The 16,279-nt window shown below is 70.2% G+C and carries 18 protein-coding genes and 3 pseudogenes; 5 read left to right on the top strand and 16 right to left on the bottom strand.

Annotated features, from left to right (window positions below):
* Positions 1–22: 22 nt before the first annotated feature.
* Positions 23–760, bottom strand: coding sequence for a cyclopropane-fatty-acyl-phospholipid synthase family protein (locus tag JL475_RS14990; protein WP_202278154.1), 738 nt, complete (start codon positions 758–760; stop codon positions 23–25).
* 107 nt (positions 761–867) lie between these two features.
* Positions 868–1,236 (bottom strand): annotated as a pseudogene (locus JL475_RS14985) (TetR/AcrR family transcriptional regulator C-terminal domain-containing protein); the annotation flags it as partial.
* Positions 1,237–1,383: 147 nt separating this feature from the next.
* Between JL475_RS14985 and JL475_RS14980 the strand changes: the two are divergent.
* Entirely contained in the window at positions 1,384–1,722 is a 339-nt protein-coding gene (locus JL475_RS14980; RefSeq protein ID WP_202278152.1) for a YciI family protein, read from the top strand.
* 28 nt (positions 1,723–1,750) lie between these two features.
* Here the strand turns inward: JL475_RS14980 and JL475_RS39990 are convergent.
* Together JL475_RS39990 and JL475_RS14975 are read right to left on the bottom strand one after the other, a co-directional pair.
* Positions 1,751–2,023: pseudogene (locus tag JL475_RS39990) on the bottom strand (hypothetical protein); the annotation flags it as partial.
* A 122-nt stretch (positions 2,024–2,145) separates the two neighbouring features.
* Positions 2,146–3,033, bottom strand: a complete 888-nt coding sequence (locus JL475_RS14975) for a septum formation family protein (protein ID WP_202278150.1) — start codon at positions 3,031–3,033, stop codon at positions 2,146–2,148.
* 262 nt (positions 3,034–3,295) lie between these two features.
* On the opposite strand from JL475_RS14975, the gene JL475_RS14970 reads away from it, so the two are divergent.
* Positions 3,296–3,655, top strand: a complete 360-nt coding sequence (locus tag JL475_RS14970; RefSeq protein WP_202278148.1) for a hypothetical protein — start codon at positions 3,296–3,298, stop codon at positions 3,653–3,655.
* 156 nt (positions 3,656–3,811) lie between these two features.
* Here JL475_RS14970 and dapD read toward each other — a convergent pair whose 3' ends face one another.
* The 11 genes from dapD to JL475_RS14915 all read right to left on the bottom strand — a co-directional run bounded on the left by dapD (position 3,812) and on the right by JL475_RS14915 (position 12,488).
* Positions 3,812–4,801, bottom strand: coding sequence for a 2,3,4,5-tetrahydropyridine-2,6-dicarboxylate N-succinyltransferase (gene dapD, locus JL475_RS14965; protein WP_202278146.1), 990 nt, complete (start codon positions 4,799–4,801; stop codon positions 3,812–3,814).
* A 53-nt stretch (positions 4,802–4,854) separates the two neighbouring features.
* Positions 4,855–5,397, bottom strand: coding sequence for a TetR/AcrR family transcriptional regulator (locus JL475_RS14960; RefSeq protein WP_202278144.1), 543 nt, complete (start codon positions 5,395–5,397; stop codon positions 4,855–4,857).
* The gene (locus JL475_RS14955; protein WP_202278142.1) at positions 5,397–5,717 is read right to left on the bottom strand and encodes a multidrug efflux SMR transporter; all 321 of its coding nucleotides are present in this window, start codon (positions 5,715–5,717) and stop codon (positions 5,397–5,399) included. Before JL475_RS14955 ends, JL475_RS14960 begins: the two co-directional genes overlap by 1 nt.
* A gap of 133 nt (positions 5,718–5,850) precedes the next feature.
* Entirely contained in the window at positions 5,851–6,183 is a 333-nt protein-coding gene (locus JL475_RS14950) for a metal-sulfur cluster assembly factor (RefSeq protein ID WP_109380001.1), read from the bottom strand.
* Positions 6,180–6,644, bottom strand: a complete 465-nt coding sequence (gene sufU, locus JL475_RS14945) for a Fe-S cluster assembly sulfur transfer protein SufU (RefSeq protein ID WP_202278140.1) — start codon at positions 6,642–6,644, stop codon at positions 6,180–6,182. The genes JL475_RS14950 and sufU overlap by 4 nt, the downstream gene beginning before the upstream one ends.
* Positions 6,645–6,663: 19 nt before the next feature.
* Positions 6,664–7,920 (bottom strand): cysteine desulfurase, encoded by a 1,257-nt coding sequence (locus JL475_RS14940; protein WP_202278138.1) that lies wholly within the window; start codon positions 7,918–7,920, stop codon positions 6,664–6,666.
* The gene (gene sufC, locus JL475_RS14935; RefSeq protein ID WP_202278136.1) at positions 7,917–8,681 is read right to left on the bottom strand and encodes a Fe-S cluster assembly ATPase SufC; all 765 of its coding nucleotides are present in this window, start codon (positions 8,679–8,681) and stop codon (positions 7,917–7,919) included. Before sufC ends, JL475_RS14940 begins: the two co-directional genes overlap by 4 nt.
* Before the next feature lie 7 nt (positions 8,682–8,688).
* Positions 8,689–9,006 carry a non-heme iron oxygenase ferredoxin subunit gene (locus JL475_RS14930; protein ID WP_202278134.1) on the bottom strand — a complete coding sequence of 106 codons (318 nt, stop codon included), beginning with the start codon at positions 9,004–9,006 and terminating at the stop codon, positions 8,689–8,691.
* Positions 9,003–10,187, bottom strand: a complete 1,185-nt coding sequence (gene sufD / locus JL475_RS14925) for a Fe-S cluster assembly protein SufD (protein WP_202278132.1) — start codon at positions 10,185–10,187, stop codon at positions 9,003–9,005. Before sufD ends, JL475_RS14930 begins: the two co-directional genes overlap by 4 nt.
* 58 nt (positions 10,188–10,245) lie before the next feature.
* Complete coding sequence (sufB, locus tag JL475_RS14920; RefSeq protein ID WP_202278130.1) at positions 10,246–11,667, bottom strand: Fe-S cluster assembly protein SufB; 1,422 nt, start codon at positions 11,665–11,667, stop codon at positions 10,246–10,248.
* Positions 11,664–12,488, bottom strand: a complete 825-nt coding sequence (locus tag JL475_RS14915) for a metalloregulator ArsR/SmtB family transcription factor (protein ID WP_202278128.1) — start codon at positions 12,486–12,488, stop codon at positions 11,664–11,666. The genes sufB and JL475_RS14915 overlap by 4 nt, the downstream gene beginning before the upstream one ends.
* Before the next feature lie 217 nt (positions 12,489–12,705).
* Between JL475_RS14915 and JL475_RS14910 the strand changes: the two genes are divergently transcribed.
* From JL475_RS14910 to JL475_RS14900, 3 genes are all read left to right on the top strand, one after another.
* Positions 12,706–13,629: an ABC transporter ATP-binding protein gene (locus JL475_RS14910; protein WP_202278126.1), complete on the top strand. Its 924-nt coding sequence runs from the start codon at positions 12,706–12,708 to the stop codon at positions 13,627–13,629.
* A gap of 98 nt (positions 13,630–13,727) precedes the next feature.
* The gene (locus JL475_RS14905) at positions 13,728–14,444 is read left to right on the top strand and encodes an ABC transporter permease (RefSeq protein WP_237407176.1); all 717 of its coding nucleotides are present in this window, start codon (positions 13,728–13,730) and stop codon (positions 14,442–14,444) included.
* A gap of 89 nt (positions 14,445–14,533) precedes the next feature.
* Positions 14,534–15,529 (top strand): heme A synthase, encoded by a 996-nt coding sequence (locus JL475_RS14900; RefSeq protein ID WP_202278302.1) that lies wholly within the window; start codon positions 14,534–14,536, stop codon positions 15,527–15,529.
* A gap of 116 nt (positions 15,530–15,645) precedes the next feature.
* Here JL475_RS14900 and JL475_RS14895 read toward each other — a convergent pair.
* Positions 15,646–16,279 (bottom strand): annotated as a pseudogene (locus JL475_RS14895) (amidohydrolase family protein); the annotation flags it as partial.

Below are 16,279 nucleotides of genomic sequence, written 5' to 3'. Positions count from 1 at the left end.
CGGCGCAGCTCCCGCCCAGAGTTCAGTCCCGCGTCGGACGCAGGATGAGGCAGACGAAGCCCAGCACGTCCCGGTAGCCACGCAACCACTGGTCGCGGTGAGTGGTGGCTGCCTCGAGCGCCTGGGCGCTGTCCGGATCGCCGGGATGGTCCAGGGCCCATGAGGCCAGCGACCCCGTCCAGGCCCACTCGTAGTCGTCGAGCTCCTGACGGGTGCTGATATGCCCCTGGACAGGCGTCCACCCGTCCGCGACGACCCGATCCAGCGTGGTCGGCAGGTCGGCGAGGTCCCCGAGCAGCTCGACAGCCTCGGAAGAGGGCTCCTGGTCCCAGAATCCCTCACCGACCAGAACGCACCCCCCAGGGGCCAGGTGCTCACGCGCCGCCGCAAGAGTGGGGAGCAGGCCGCCGAAAGCGTGCGTGGCTCCCACACAGAGCACCAGGTCGAAGGCGCGGGAGGCGACGAAACGCGCAGCGTCCTGATGGTGGAGGACCATGCGGTCCTCCACGCCGAGCCGACGCGCGGCCTGACGCGCGTGTGCCAACGAGCTCTTGGAGATGTCGACGCCCTCGGCCCGCAGCTGCGACTGCATGGTCAGGGCACGCAGGAGCCACTCCCCGCCGCCGCAGCCGAGGTCGAGTACGCGCTCGCCACCGCGCGAGAGACCGCGTTCCAGCAGTCGGCGCACCGAGTCGTCGTCGAGCGGGGCTGCGATCGGATGGTCCGCATGAGCACGCCTGGAGATCTGTTCCCGGTCCACGGGCGGAGCCTGACATGCCCGGTGATTCACACGCACCTGATTTCCGCCCGGCCCCCGGGCCGGAAACCGGATTCGACCATTCTCACGGTCGAGGCAGGCGGCCGGGATCAGTCCGTGGTGAGGCCGTCGACAAGGCGGTTGAGGAATCGGGTGAAGGTGGCTTCGGGGGCGAGCGGGCGTCCGGGGGCGGAGAGGGCTTCGGCGAGTTCCGGGTGGCGGCCGTCCGCGGCGACGGCGGCGAGGTAGCGGGCTTCGGCTGCCGCTCGGTCGGGCGACCGCGCGGCCGCGGCCTGCGCGATCTCGTGAGCGGCGTGCCCGGCCACGAATGCCGTGAGCTGGGCGAAGATCTCCAGCTTCGCCGCACCGTCCAGCCCGGTGGGCCGCAGGGCGGTGAGCGCGCGCTCCAGGAAGGCCAGGGTGCGGGGACCGGGGGTGCGGTGGGTGGACAGGGCGGCGGGCAGGCAGGGGTGCCGCAGCTACGACGGCTCCACGCGGCGCCCCGACATGCCACAGCGGGCGCTGGAGCCTGTTGCGGAAGCCGGGGAGAATGTCGGCTCTGGAGGGAGGCGTTCGTCGTAGGGTGAGAGGCGTCCGAAGGAGGCCACCGGCCGAGGGAGCCATGGATGGCGCGGTACCTGATCTCGTTCGATGACGGCGCGATGACCTTCCCCGAGGAGGAGTTGCCCGAGGTGGCCGAGGCCTCGCACGAGGTGGTGCGTAAGGCTCGAGACGCCGGTGTGTGGGTCTTCGGCGGTGGACTGGAAAGGCAGCAGGCGAGCGTCGTGGCCACCGACGGGACCGTCACCGACGGCCCGTACCCGGAGACCAAGGCGGTGCTCGGCGGGTTCTCGATCATCGATGTGCCCTCACGCGAGGACGCGCTGGAGTGGGCTGCCAAGATCGCCGCCGCGTGCCGCTGCGCGCAGGAGGTCCGGGAGATCATGCCCGACCCGACCGTCTGATCGAAGACGCCCCGCCGCGGCTGAGGCCTGCCGCGCGCAAGAAGCCGATCTCGCCGGCGCTCAGAACCATTGCTCCGCCGGCACAGGCCACGTGCTCGCTTCGCCGCGGCGCCGACCGAAGCACACCGTCCGTTCCGACCACGAAGGTGAACGGTTCGGCCGGTTCCACTGCCGATCGCTCAGCGCCCCAGCTTCCCAAGTCAGCCGCCGAGTTGATCCGGCATCCGCCGCTGCCGGGCAGGACCGCGGCCTTCAGCTCGACCGGTCCGACATATCGGTGACTCCGCCCCCGCGCACTCACATGAGCCGACCTGGTGGGCCGAGTCGGAGATTCGCCGTCCACTGTCGGCGAATCTCCGACTCAAATCACCAGGAAGCGGGGCCGGTCCTTGACGGGCACGGCCCCGCTCATCCGACGGAGCATCAGCCCGCCCAGACGTCGGCCTCGTCGGCCGGGACGGTGGTGGCCAGGCCCAGTTCCTTGCGGGCGGCGACCGACTCGTTCGGGTCGATGTCGGTGAACGCCGGGTCGTAGGCGGTGTAGAACGCGTCGACGTCGGCGGCGTTCGCGGCCTTCTTCCAGTTCCCGGCCGCCTTCGTCAGCGTCGCGTGGAGCTTGCCGACCTCGGTGCCCTCGATGCCTTCCAGGCCCTTGAGGTGTGCGTCGAGGGCGGCCGCGACGGCCTTGGCCTGCGCCTTGTAGCCGGCCAGGTCGTCCTCGACGGTGTCCTTCTCGGGCTGGTTCGCCCACAGGGCCTCGTAGACCGCGTTCGAACCCTTGAGGTACGTGGCCTGCTCGGGCTTGAGGGACTTCACGGTGTCCAGCGAGCCCTTGAACGTGCCCTTCTCCGCGGTGTAGGTGCAGCTCACCGCGCGGTCACCCGTCGCCCAGCTCTCCTTGGTGGGGGTGTAGTAGTAGAGGTCGACACCCTTGGGGAGCGCCCAGGTGTCCGGGGCGTACTTCTGCGCCTCGACCGGGCAGCGTTCGTCCGCGATCGTCGCGACCTCGTCGTCGCCGGGGTACTCCTTGCCCTCGTCGATCGCGAACTCGCCGACGACCTGGCCCTCGTGCGCCTCGTCGCAGGGCACGATCTCGACGGCGTACGCCTCCCCCTCGGCCTTGCCGTTCGGGTTGTAGCAGTCGCCGAGGTCCAGCGAGAACACCGAGCGCTGGCGAGCCACCTTCTTCGCGCCGTTCTTGGCACTGTCGACGGCGTCGGAGACGTCCGAGCATCCCACCGCACCGATCGCGAGCAGGGCGACAACGGCGGATATGCCGCGAAGGGAACGGTACGAGGCACGAATTGCCATGAGGTGTACATCCTATTATTTGATCTTCACGAGATGAACACGCATCGTATGCCATCCCTGTGGCCCGGCCGCACGAAGGTCCTCACCTCATCGCAACGTCTCTGACCCGCGACGGACCGCAAGGGTTGTATCCGGGCTGCTCGCAGATGGGAGCCGAGAGGGCCATGTGACACTTCTGTGGAGCCGGACACCGTTGAACCTGGGGTCGGTTGAGCCGGCGGCGACCGAACTTCGGCACCTGGGAGTGGGCATGGAGGACAGCGTGGCAACGGAAGTGCGCCAGGAGCGTGCGTGTGCCGAGCGGCTGACCGAAGGACTGACCGTCGCCGTGGCGTCTGTCCTCTCGTTCGGTCTGCTGGCCTACCCGGCGGTCGTTCTCGGCGCAGCCGCCCGGCACCTGGTCACCGACACCGGCACCACCGTGTTCAGCCGGCTCTCGGCGCTGCTGGTCTTCCTCGCCCTCGTGGCGCTGCCGCTCGCCCTGGCCCACATGGTGTTCCGTTCGGTCCGGCGCAAGGGCGGGGAGCGGCTGACGGCGGCGGTCCCGGCGGTGCTGACGCTGCTCGGCTCGTCCGCCGTGTCGTTCGCGGCTCTGGGCCTGATCGTCGTGTACGCGAGCTGACCTCCGGCTCCCGCACCGGCGGGACGACGAATGCCGGCACGAGCGATGCCGGGGCCCCTGTTCACGCACGAGCGCCCTCCCGGGCCGTTCTGGGGCCGTGGGAGGGCGCTCGGTGCTGACCGGTACGACAGGTCAGGTGGGGCTGGCTGCCGGTGGTCAGTTGTGGTTGTGCAGGACGTCGTTGAGGCCGCCCCAGACCGCGTTGTTCGGGCGGGCCTCGACCGTGCCGGTGAGCGAGTTGCGGCGGAAGAGGATGTTGGAGGCGCCGGACAGCGCGCGGGCCTTGACGACCTCGCCGTCGGGCATGGTCACCCGGGTGCCCGCGGTGACGTACAGGCCGGCCTCGACCACGCACTCGTCGCCGAGCGGGATGCCCACACCCGCCTCGGCGCCGATCAGGCAGCGCTCTCCGATGGAGATGATCACGTTGCCGCCGCCGGACAGCGTGCCCATGGTGGAGGCGCCGCCGCCGATGTCCGAGCCGTCGCCGATGACGACGCCCGCGGAGATGCGACCCTCGATCATCGAGGTGCCGAGGGTGCCCGCGTTGAAGTTGACGAAGCCCTCGTGCATGACCGTGGTGCCCTCGGCGAGGTGGGCGCCCAGGCGGACCCGGTCCGCGTCGGCGATGCGGACGCCCTTGGGAGTGACGTAGTCCGTCATCCGGGGGAACTTGTCGATGGACGTCACGGCCAGGTGCAGGCCCTCGGCGCGGGCGTTCAGCCGCACCTTCTCGATGTCGTCGACGGCGACCGGACCGAGCGAGGTCCAGGCGACGTTGGCGAGGAAGCCGAAGATGCCCTCCAGGTTCTGGCCGTGCGGCTTCACCAGGCGGTGCGAGAGCAGGTGGAGGCGCAGGTAGGCGTCGTGGGCGTCGACCGGCTTCGCGTCGAGCGAGGAGATGACCGTGCGGACCGCGACCACCTCGACGCCCCGGCGGGCGTCCGGCCCGATCGCCGCGGTCGCGCCGCCGCCGAGCAGCTCGGCGGCGCGCTCGGCGGAGAGCCGCTCGGTGCCGGACGGGCCGGGCGCGGCGGAGAGTTCCGGGGCGGGGAACCAGGTGTCGAGGACGGTGCCGTCGGCGGCGAGGGTGGCGAGGCCGGCGGCCACCGCGCCGGTGGTGCTCTGAGCAGTCGTGTCGGTCATGAGGGCAACCTAACCGGCCAGGGCCCGGCGATGCGAACCGGTGTCGCGCCGTCTCAGGTACCGGAAATGACCCGGTCCAGCATCTCCCGCGCGTACGCCTCGTCGTACGGCGTGCCGGTCAGCAGTACCTGGAGGCAGATGCCGTCCATCAGGGCGACCAGGGCGCGGGCCGTGACCGGGTCCGTGCGGCGGGACAGCAGCACGGTGACGTCCTCGCACCACTCGGCCGCCACGGGGCGCAGCGCGGGCCGGCGCAGGGCGGCCAGATACAGTTCGTACTCCAGCTCGACGCCGGTGCGCTCGCCGGCGAGCCATTCGCCGAGCAGCCCGGCGAGTTCGGTCGCCAGGTCGGTGCGCGTGTCCTCCAGGCCGCCGCGTGAGGCGATGGCCTTGGCGAAGCCCTCGTTCGCCTGGCGCAGCGCGGCGACCATCAGCTCGTCGAGGGTCTTGAAGTGGTACGTCGTGGAGCCGAGCGGCACATCGGCCTCGGCTGCGACGCTGCGGTGGCTGAGCCCCGCGATACCGCTCCTGCCGACCACCCGGATCGCCGCGTCGATGATCCGCCGGCGCCGCTCGGGGTCGTACCGCCGGGCCATCAGTGCGCGCCGCCGAGGTTGAGCACGACCACGCCCACGATGATCAGCGCGATGCCGAGGGCCTTGACCGCGGTGAGCCCCTCCCCCATGAACAGGACGCCGATCGCGGCGATGGCGGCGGTGCCCACCCCGGCCCAGATGGCGTACGCCGTGCCGATGGAGAGGGTGCGCAGTGTCTGGGCGAGCAGGCTGAAGGAGACCACGTAGCCGAGCAGGGTCAGCAGCGAGGGCCAGAGTCTGCTGAAGCCGTCGCTGTACTTCATGGCGGTGGTGGCGCCCACCTCCGCGACGATCGCTCCGGCGAGCAGCAGGTATCCCATATGTACGAGCGTACACAACGAACGCCCGCACCAGCACGGAGAAGGGAAAAGAGGAACGGCGGGTGCCCCCCACAAGGGGTCACCCGCCGTTCCTCCGACGTGCGTGCGGCCGACCGGTCGGCCGTGCGTCGGCTCAGACGTTGAAGCCGAGCGCCCTCAGCTGCTCACGACCGTCGTCCGTGATCTTGTCGGGGCCCCACGGGGGCATCCAGACCCAGTTGATGCGCAGCTCGTTGACCAGGCCGTCCGTCGCGGACTTGGCCTGGTCCTCGATGACGTCCGTCAGCGGGCAGGCCGCGGACGTGAGGGTCATGTCGACGGTCGCCACATTGCCGTCGTCGACGTGGACGCCGTAGATCAGGCCGAGGTTGACGACGTCGATGCCCAGTTCGGGGTCGACGACGTCCATCAGGGCCTCGCGGACCTCCTCCTCGGAGGCCGGTTTCATCTCCACGGTCTCGCTCATGCCGTTGTCCTTTCGGCGTCGGTGCCCAGTGCCTGGGCCGTCGCGTCCTTCCACGCCATCCAGCTGAGGAGGGCGCACTTGACCCGGGCCGGGTACTTGGAGACCCCGGCGAACGCGACCGCGTCCTCCAGGATCTCCTCCATCGCGTCGTCGGGTTCGATCTTCCCCTTGGACTGCATCAGTTCCAGGAAGGTCTCCTGGATCGTCTGCGCCCTGGCGAGCTCTTCTCCGACCAGCAGCTCGTTCAGCACGGAGGCGGAGGCCTGGCTGATGGAGCAGCCCTGCCCCTCGTAGGAGACGTCGCTGATCGTCGTGCCGTCGTACTTCACGCGCAGCGTGATCTCGTCGCCGCACGTCGGGTTGACGTGGTGCACCTCGGCGTCGCCATCCCGCAAGCCCCGCCCGTGCGGGTTCTTGTAGTGGTCCAGGATGACTTCCTGGTACATCGAATCCAGCTTCATCCGATCGCTCGCCAATCCCTCAGCCGAAGAAGTTCCGTACGTGCTCCAGTCCGTCGACCAGAGCGTCGATCTCGGCCGGCGTGGAGTACAGATAGAACGACGCTCGCGTGGTCGCGGGAATTCCGTACCGGAGGCAGACCGGCCGCGCGCAGTGGTGGCCGACCCGGACCGCGATGCCCTGCTCGTCGAGGACCTGGCCCACGTCGTGCGGGTGGATGTCCCCCAGCACGAAGGAGATCGCGGCGCCGCGCTCCTCGGCCGTGGCGGGGCCGATGATGCGCAGGTCCGGGACCTCGGACAGGCGCTTGACGGCGTACTCGGTGATGGCGTGCTCGTGGGCGAGGATCTTGTCCATGCCGATGGCGCTCAGGTAGTCGATCGCCGCGCCCATGCCGACCGCCTGCGCGACCGGCGGGGTGCCCGCCTCGAACTTGTGCGGGGCCGGGGCGTACGTCGACGAGCTCATCGACACGGTCTCGATCATCTCGCCGCCGCCGAGGAACGGAGGCAGGTCCTCAAGCAGCTCCTGGCGGCCCCACAGGACGCCGATGCCGGTCGGAGCGCACATCTTGTGGCCGGTGAAGGCCACGAAGTCGGCCTGGAGGGCCTGTACGTCCAGCGGCATGTGCGGCGCCGCCTGGGAGGCGTCGATGCACACCAGGGCGCCGACCTCCTGGGCGCGGCGCACGATCGCCTCGACCGGGTTGACGGTGCCCAGGATGTTGGACACCAGCACGAAGGAGACGACCTTCGTCTTCTCGGTGATGATCTCGTCGATGTTGGACAGGTCGAGGCGGCCGTCGTCGGTGAGGCCGAACCACTTCAGCTTGGCGCCGGTGCGCTGCGCGAGCAGCTGCCACGGCACGATGTTGGAGTGGTGCTCCATCTCCGTGATGACGATCTCGGTCTCGTGGTCCACCCGGTAGGGCTCGTCGGCCCAGCCGAGCATGTTCGCCACGAGGTTGAGCGACTCGGAGGCGTTCTTGGTGAAGATCACCTCGTCGCGGCTGGGCGCGTTGATGAACGCGGCGACCTTGTCGCGTGCGCCCTCGTACAGCGCCGTGGCCTCCTCGGCGAGGACGTGTACGCCACGGTGGACGTTGGCGTTGTGGCGCTCGTAGTACTCGCTGAGCGCGTCCAGTACCTGACGGGGTTTCTGGCTGGTCGCCGCGTTGTCCAGGTAGACCAGTTTCCGCCCGTCGTGGAGCTGGCGGTCCAGGATCGGGAAGTCCTTGCGGATCGCCTCGGTGTCGAGGAGGCCCGGCAGCTGTGTCACTCGGATGCGCCACCCTTCACGTAAGCCTCGTAGCCCTCGTTCTCCAGCTTGTCCGCGAGCTCGGCGCCGCCGGACTCGGCGATCCGGCCGTCGGCGAACACGTGGACGTAGTCGGGCTTGATGTAGCGCAGGATGCGCGTGTAGTGCGTGATCAGCAGGGTGCCGACCTCGCCGGACTCGCGGACCCGGTTGACGCCCTCGGAGACGATGCGCAGCGCGTCGACGTCCAGGCCGGAGTCGGTCTCGTCGAGGATCGCGACCTTGGGCTTGAGCAGCTCCAGCTGGAGGATCTCGTGGCGCTTCTTCTCACCGCCGGAGAAGCCCTCGTTGACGTTGCGCTCGGCGAAGGCGGGGTCCATGTGGAGGCGCTCCATGGTCTCCTTGACCTCCTTCACCCAGTGGCGCAGCTTGGGCGCCTCACCGCGGATGGCGGTGGCGGAGGTGCGCAGGAAGTTGGAGACGGAGACGCCGGGGACCTCGACCGGGTACTGCATGGCGAGGAACAGGCCGGCGCGGGCGCGCTCGTCGACGGTCATCTCCAGGACGTCCTCGCCGTCGAGGGTGACGCTGCCGCCGGACACGGTGTACTTGGGGTGACCGGCCAGGGCGTAGGCGAGGGTCGACTTGCCGGAGCCGTTGGGGCCCATGATGGCGTGCGTCTCGCCCTGCTTCACGGTGAGGTCGACGCCCTTGAGGATCTCCTTCGTGGCGTTGTCGGCCTCGACGGTGACGTGCAGGTCTCGGATTTCAAGCGTTGCCATGGGTGCCTCAGGACTCCTGGGTGAGGGAGACGAACACGTCGTCCCCTTCGATCTTTACGGGGTATACGGGGACGGGGCGCGTGGCCGGAAGACTGTCGGGCTTGCCCGAGCGGAGGTCGAAGCGCGAGCCGTGCAGCCAGCACTCGATGTGGCAGTCGTCGACCTCGCCCTCCGAGAGGGAGACGTTGGCGTGCGAGCAGATGTCGTTGATCGCGAACACCTCGCCCTCGGTGTGCACGATGGAGACCGGCGTGCCGTCGAGTTCCACCCTTTTCGGGGTGTCCTCCTCCAGCTCGCTCAGCCCGCAGGCGCGTTGGAAGGTCATGCGACCGCGGCCTCCAGCTCCTCCTCGATCTTGGCGATCAGGCGCTCCTCGATGTCCGGGACGCCGATCTGCTGGACGAGTTCGGCGAAGAAGCCGCGGACCACCAGACGGCGGGCGTCCTTCTCGTGGATGCCGCGGGCCATCAGGTAGAAGAGCTGCTCGTCGTCGAAGCGGCCGGTCGCGGAGGCGTGGCCGGCGCCGACGATCTCACCGGTCTCGATCTCCAGGTTGGGCACGGAGTCGACGCGGGCGCCGTCGGTCAGCACCAGGTTGCGGTTCATCTCGTAGGTGTCGGTGCCCTCGGCCTTGGCCTCGATGAGCACGTCACCGATCCACACGGCGTGCGCGTCGTCGCCCTGGAGCGCGCCCTTGTAGGCGACGTTCGACTTGCAGTGCGGAACGTTGTGGTCGACCAGGAGGCGGTGCTCCTGGTGCTGGCCGGCGTCGGTGAAGTACAGGCCGAGCAGCTCGGCCTCACCGCCGGTGCCCGCGTAGACCACCCGGGGGTGCAGCCGGACCACGTCGCCGCCGAAGGTGACGACGACCGACTTGAAGGAGGCGTCGCGGCCGACGAGGGCGTTGTGCTGGGCGACGTGCACGGCCTTGTCGTCCCAGTCCTGGATGGAGACGACGGTGAGCTTGGCGCCGTCGCCGAGGACGTACTCGACGTTCGCGGCGAGCACCGCGTCACCGGTGTGGTCGATGACCACGACCGCCTCGGCGAAGGCGCCGAGCTCGATCACCTGGTGCCCGTAGGCGGCGCCGCCCTCGCCGTGCACCGCGATGCGGATCGGCTCGGTGAGGACGGCCTCCTTCGGCACGGTCACGACCGAGGCCTGCTCGAAGGCGGAGTACGCCTGGGCGGCGACGCGGTCGACCGGCTTGCCCGCCCGGCCGAGCCGCGCGTCGTCGCGGCCGACGGTCTCGACGCGGACGCCCTCGGGCACGTCGACGGCGACCTTGACGCCTTCGCCGGTGGCGACGGCGGTGCCGTCGTGCAGGCCGCGCAGCCGCTCCAGCGGGGTGAACCGCCATTCCTCCTCACGGCCGTGGGGGACGGGGAAGTCCGCCACGTCGAAGGACGGGGGCGCGCTCATGCGGGTGGCGACGGTCGACTCGGCGGCGACCGCGATCGAGCCCGCGGTGGTGGAACCCACGGGGATGTTCTGAGCCTCAGCCATGGCTGTCGTAGTGCTCGCTTTCCTTTGCGTAAGGGGCTTGACGGAACGGCGTGGTGTGTTAGCCGACCGCGCCTTCCATCTGCAGCTCGATCAGCCGGTTGAGCTCGAGCGCGTACTCCATGGGGAGTTCCTTGGCGATCGGCTCGACGAAGCCGCGCACGATCATCGCCATCGCCTCGAACTCGGACAGACCGCGGCTCATCAGGTAGAAGAGCTGGTCCTCGGAGACCTTGGAGACGGTCGCCTCGTGGCCCATGGACACGTCGTCCTCACGGACGTCGACGTAGGGGTAGGTGTCGGAGCGGGAGATGGTGTCCACGAGCAGCGCGTCGCACAGCACGTTGGACTTGGCGCCGGGAGCGCCCTCGCCGATCTCGATCAGACCGCGGTAGGAGGTACGGCCGCCGCCGCGCGCCACCGACTTGGAGACGATGTTCGACGAGGTGTTCGGGGCCATGTGGACCATCTTGGCGCCGGCGTCCTGGTGCTGGCCCTCGCCGGCGAAGGCGATGGACAGGGTCTCGCCCTTGGCGTGCTCGCCCATGAGGTAGACGGCCGGGTACTTCATCGTCACCTTGGAGCCGATGTTGCCGTCGACCCACTCCATGGTCGCGCCCTCGTAGGCCACGGCGCGCTTGGTGACCAGGTTGTAGACGTTGTTCGACCAGTTCTGGATCGTCGTGTAGCGGCAGCGGCCGCCCTTCTTGACGATGATCTCGACGACGGCGCTGTGCAGCGAGTCCGAGGTGTAGATCGGGGCGGTGCAGCCCTCGACGTAGTGGACGTAGGCCTCCTCGTCGACGATGATCAGCGTCCGCTCGAACTGGCCCATGTTCTCCGTGTTGATACGGAAGTAGGCCTGCAGCGGGATGTCCACGTGGACGCCCTTGGGGACGTAGATGAACGACCCGCCGGACCACACGGCCGAGTTCAGCGACGCGAACTTGTTGTCGCCGACCGGGATGACGGTGCCGAAGTACTCCTGGAAGAGCTCCGGGTGCTCCTTCAGCGCGGTGTCGGTGTCGAGGAAGATGACGCCCTGCTCCTCCAGGTCCTCGCGGATCTGGTGGTAGACGACCTCGGACTCGTACTGCGCGGCGACACCGGCGACCAGGCGCTGCTTCTCCGCCTCGGGGATGCCGAGCCGGTCGTAGGTGTTCTTGATGTCCTCGGGCAGGTCCTCCCAGGAGGCGGCCTGCTGCTCGGTGGAGCGCACGAAGTACTTGATGTTGTCGAAGTCGATGCCCGACAGGTCCGAGCCCCAGTTCGGCATGGGCTTCTTGTCGAACAGCCGCAGACCCTTCAGCCGAAGCTTCAGCATCCACTCCGGCTCGTTCTTCTTCGCGGAGATGTCGCGGACGACGTCCTCGTTCAGACCGCGCTTGGCCGCGGCGCCTGCCTCGTCGGAGTCGGCCCAGCCGAATTCGTACGTACCCAGGCCCTCGAGTTCGGGGTGGGCAGTCTCCGTGGGGAGAGTCATGCGGGGTTCCTCCCGGCCGTGTTTGCAGATGCGTTGTGGGTGTGCGGCGAAGTCTTCTTCGCAGAAGTCTTCGAAGTCTGTGAGGTGCGCGCGGTCCCGGCGGACCGCGGCGCGGGCTGCGGTGCGGACGTCGCCGCCTGCGAACCCTTCGGGATGAAGGTGGTGCAGACACCGTCGCCGTGCGCGATGGTGGCCAGCCGCTGCACATGAGTACCGAGCAGCTCGGCGAAAAATTCCGTCTCCGCCTCGCACAGCTGCGGGAACCGCTCGGCCGCGTGGGCGACCGGGCAGTGGTGCTGACACAGCTGCTCGCCCTGCTGCGGGTCGGGGGCGCTGCGCGCCATGGCAGCGTACCCGTCCGCGCTGAGCGCCTTGGCCAGCGCCCGGGTCCGCTCCTCGGGGGCCGCGGCCTCGACCGCCTCGCGGTACGCGCCCGCCTGGGCGGCGATCCGGGCGCGGGCGAACGCCGCGATCGCCTCGTCGCCGCCCCCCTGCTCGCCGATCCAGTGCAGGGCGTCCACGGCCAGCTTGTCGTACGACTGGTCGAAGGCGTCCCGCCCGCAGTCCGTGAGGGCGAAGACCTTGGCCGGGCGCCCGCGGGTGCGTGCTCCGTAGACCCGTCGTTCGCGCGCTTCCACGATTCCGTCGGTGGCCAGGGCGTCGAGGTGGCGGCGGACGGCCGCCTGGGTCAGCCCGAGCCGCTCGGCGAGTTCGGAGACGGTCGACGGGCCGTGGTCCAGCACGGACCGAGCGACCCGGTTGCGGGTGGACCGCTCACCGGTCGCAAGTTCCTCCTGGGGAGCCTCGCCAACCTTTTTCACAACGCCATTGTTGCGTAATTCATCAGGGCCGGGCAAGCCGCGCCCGATCACCCTCCGGGTGCGCTGCATCACTTAGGTAAACCTAATCCGACCTGCGAAAACGATCTTTGATCGATCGGATCAGTGACGTCCGGTGCCGCTTCCGGCGCCCTCCCGGGCATGCCCGCACCCTCCCCCGGCGTCCGGGGGCCCCGGCGCGTCCCTAGACTCGTGACCCATGCGAAGTGAGCCCGTGGTCCAGGTGCAGGCCCTGGTGAAGCGGTACGGCACGAAGACCGCGGTGGACGGCCTCGACCTGGTGGCACGGCAGGGCGTGACGGCCGTGCTCGGACCCAACGGGGCGGGCAAGACGACCACGGTCGAGACCTGCGAGGGGTACCGGCGGCCGGACTCCGGCACGGTGCGCGTCCTGGGCCTGGACCCGGTCCGGCAGTCGGCCGCGCTCCGGCCCCGGGTCGGCGTGATGCTCCAGTCCGGCGGCGTCTACTCGGGCGCGCGGGCCGACGAGATGCTCCGCCACATGGCGAAACTGCACGCCCACCCCCTGGACGTGGACGCGCTGATCGAACGCCTCGGGCTCGGCTCCTGCGGCCGTACGACGTACCGGCGGCTCTCCGGTGGCCAGCAGCAGCGGCTCGCGCTGGCGATGGCCGTGGTCGGGCGCCCGGAGCTGGTGTTCCTGGACGAGCCGACCGCCGGACTCGACCCGCAGGCCCGCCGCGCCACCTGGGACCTCGTACGGGATCTGCGCGCCGACGGGGTCTCCGTCATCCTCACCACGCACCACATGGACGAGGCCGAGCAGCTCGCCGACGACGTCGCGATCATCGACGCCGGCCGGGTGGTGGTCCAGGGCAGCCCCGAGGAGCTGTGCCGGGGCGGCGCCGAGAACACCCTGCGCTTCTCGGGCCGGCCGGGGCTGGACGTGGCCTCCCTGCTCAAGGCCCTGCCGCCCGACTCCCAGGCCGCCGAGCTGACCCCCGGTTCGTACCGGGTCGTCGGCGAGGTGGACCCGCAGCTGCTCGCCACGGTCACCTCCTGGTGCGCACAGCACGGCGTGCTGCCGGACCGGATCTCGGTCGAACGACACACCCTCGAGGACGTCTTCCTGGAGCTGACGGGCAAGGAGCTGCGTTCGTGAATCCGGTGAATCAGGTGGATCAGGTGAACCAGGTGACTCCGGCACCCCCGGGGACCGGCGCCCACGCGCCGCGGCCGGGCGCGGCCCCGCTCCCTCGCATGATCGCGGCGCAGGCCCTGCTCGAGACGAAGATGCTGCTGCGCAACGGCGAGCAGCTGCTGCTCACCGTGGTCATCCCCACACTGCTGCTGGTGCTGTTCAGCACCGTGGACATCGTGGACACCGGCGAGGGCGAGGCCGTGGACTTCCTCGCCCCCGGGGTCCTCGCCCTGGCGGTGATGTCGACGGCGTTCACCGGACAGGCCATCGCCACCGGCTTCGAGCGCCGGTACGGGGTGCTGAAGCGGCTGGCGGCCTCACCGCTGCCGCGCTGGGCGCTGATGACCGCGAAGACACTGTCGGTGCTGGTCACCGAGGCGCTCCAGATCGTCCTGCTCACGGTGATCGCGTTCGCGCTGGGCTGGTCGCCGCAGGGCAACCCGCTCGCCGTGCTTCTGCTGCTGGTGCTGGGCACGGCCGCCTTCTCGGGGCTCGGTCTGCTGATGGCGGGCACCCTGAAGGCCGAGGCGACGCTGGCCGCCGCCAACCTGGTGTTCCTGCTGCTGCTCGTCGGCGGCGGGGTCGTCGTGCCGCTGGACACCTTCCCGGAGGCCGCACGGGACCTCCTCGGCCTGCTGCCCATCGCGGCGCTGTCGGAGGGCCTGCGGGACGTGCTCCAGCACGGGGCGGGGCTGCCCTGGGGCGACCTCGGGGTCCTCGCCGTGTGGGCGGTGGCGGGGCTCGCCGCGGCGGGCCGCTTCTTCCGCTGGGAGTGAGGAGGCTCCCCGGTCCCACCGACCTGGCGACCGGGACCCTCGTGAAAGCGTGCACAAGCGGGCGCCCTACGATGGGACGCGTGCCAAACGTGACCCGCGCCGACGCCCAGGCGGTCCTGCGCAACCCGCTCGCCTTCATCGCCGCACGCTGGACCCCGGACCCCCGGACGGTCCGGCGGGCGGCCCTCGCCGCGCTCGTCATGGCGGTGGTCATCGTGGTCACCGGTGGAGCCGTGCGGCTCACCGGCTCCGGCCTGGGCTGTCCCACCTGGCCCAAGTGCACCGACGACTCGCTCGTCTCCACCCGGGAGATGGGCCTGCACGGGGTCATCGAGTTCGGCAACCGCCTGCTGACGTACGTGCTGTGCGCCGCCGTCGGCTGGGCGATCGTCGCCGCGCGCTCCCGGAAGCCGTACCGGCGCAGCCTGACCCGGCTGGGCTGGGCGCAGTTCTGGATCGTGATGGGCAACGCGATCCTCGGCGGCATCGTGGTCCTCGTCGGCCTCAACCCGTACACGGTCGCGGCGCACTTCCTGCTCTCCTCGGCGCTGATCGCGGTGGCCACGGTGATGTGGCAGCGCGTCCGCGAGGGCGACGGGGAGCCCCGGCCGCTGGTCGGCGCAGCCGTGCGGCAGCTGGTGTGGTTCCTGGTGGTGGCGTCCGTCCTGGTCATCACGGTCGGCACGGTGGTGACCGGCTCGGGGCCGCACGCGGGTGACTCCAGCGAGGTCGCGCGGATGCCGCTGGACTCGGCGATGGTCAGCAAGGTGCACGCCGTGCTGGCGTGGATCGTGGCGACGCTGACGTTCGCCCTGTGGTTCGTGCTCAAGGCGGTCGACGCCCCCGAGGGCCCGCTGCACCGCACCCGCGAACTGTTCCTGATCATTCTCGCGCAGGGAGCGGTGGGTTACATCCAATACTTCACCGACCTCCCCGAGGTCCTGGTCGGTCTGCACATGTTCGGTTCCTGCGTCATGTGGATCTGGGTCGTCCGGGTACTGCTGTCGCTGCGTGAACGCCCGATCGGGAATCCGTCCCTCCCGGCTCCGGACCCCACTGACCGGCTCGAGTCCGTTTCCGGCTGACCACGGCGTGCGCCGCACGGGGTGGGGAATGAAACTCGCCCATGGCGTGATCGGGTACGTCCACGGACCATCCCCACAGGCGGCGCACGCCGCCTGTGCAACGAGCCGCCCGTGCCTCAGTCACCCGGCCCGTACACCCGGCCCGCGTTCCCCGACGCGATCATTCCGGCCACCCGCTGCGCGTCCTCCGGGGACCAGGCACCCTCGGTCGCCCAGGCGCCCAGCACCCGGCCGAGCGCCTCACGGAACAGCCGGGCGCCCACGACATGCAGTTCGGGCAGCCCCTGGGCGCCGCTGGAGAAGAGGATCTTGCCGAAGGGGGCGAGTTTTCCAGAACCTCCTCGAGGACGGTCGCCGCGCGGGCGCCGGTGCGGGCCGGGCGGCGCCGGAGTCGACGTAGACGTGCGGGTGGGCGCCGCCCAGATGGGCGGCGCGGCGGTGGTCCGGGTAGCCGTGCAGCAGGACGAGGTCGGTGCCGAGCCCGGCGGTGGCCCGGACGAACCCGTCGAGGAACCCCTGGTCGGTGCCCTGCGCCCGGGAGCTGCCGGGCGCGCCGAGGCCCGCGTGCAGTTGCAGGGGCCGCGGCCCGAGGCGACGGCGGTCCACAGCAGGTGCCGCAGCAGCACCGGGTCGCTCGGCTCGTCCCCGACCCGGCGGGCGGCCGGCCACCTCGCGGCCGCGCCGGGCACCTGGCCGATCACGGCGGCCTGGATACGGCGCTCCACCCCGAGCTTGGCCAGCAGCCGGGAG

The sequence above is a fragment of the Streptomyces sp. M2CJ-2 genome (genome assembly GCF_016757295.1).
In the GTDB taxonomy this organism is placed as follows: domain Bacteria; phylum Actinomycetota; class Actinomycetes; order Streptomycetales; family Streptomycetaceae; genus Streptomyces.
This window is presented reverse-complemented; position numbering and strand designations above follow the sequence as displayed.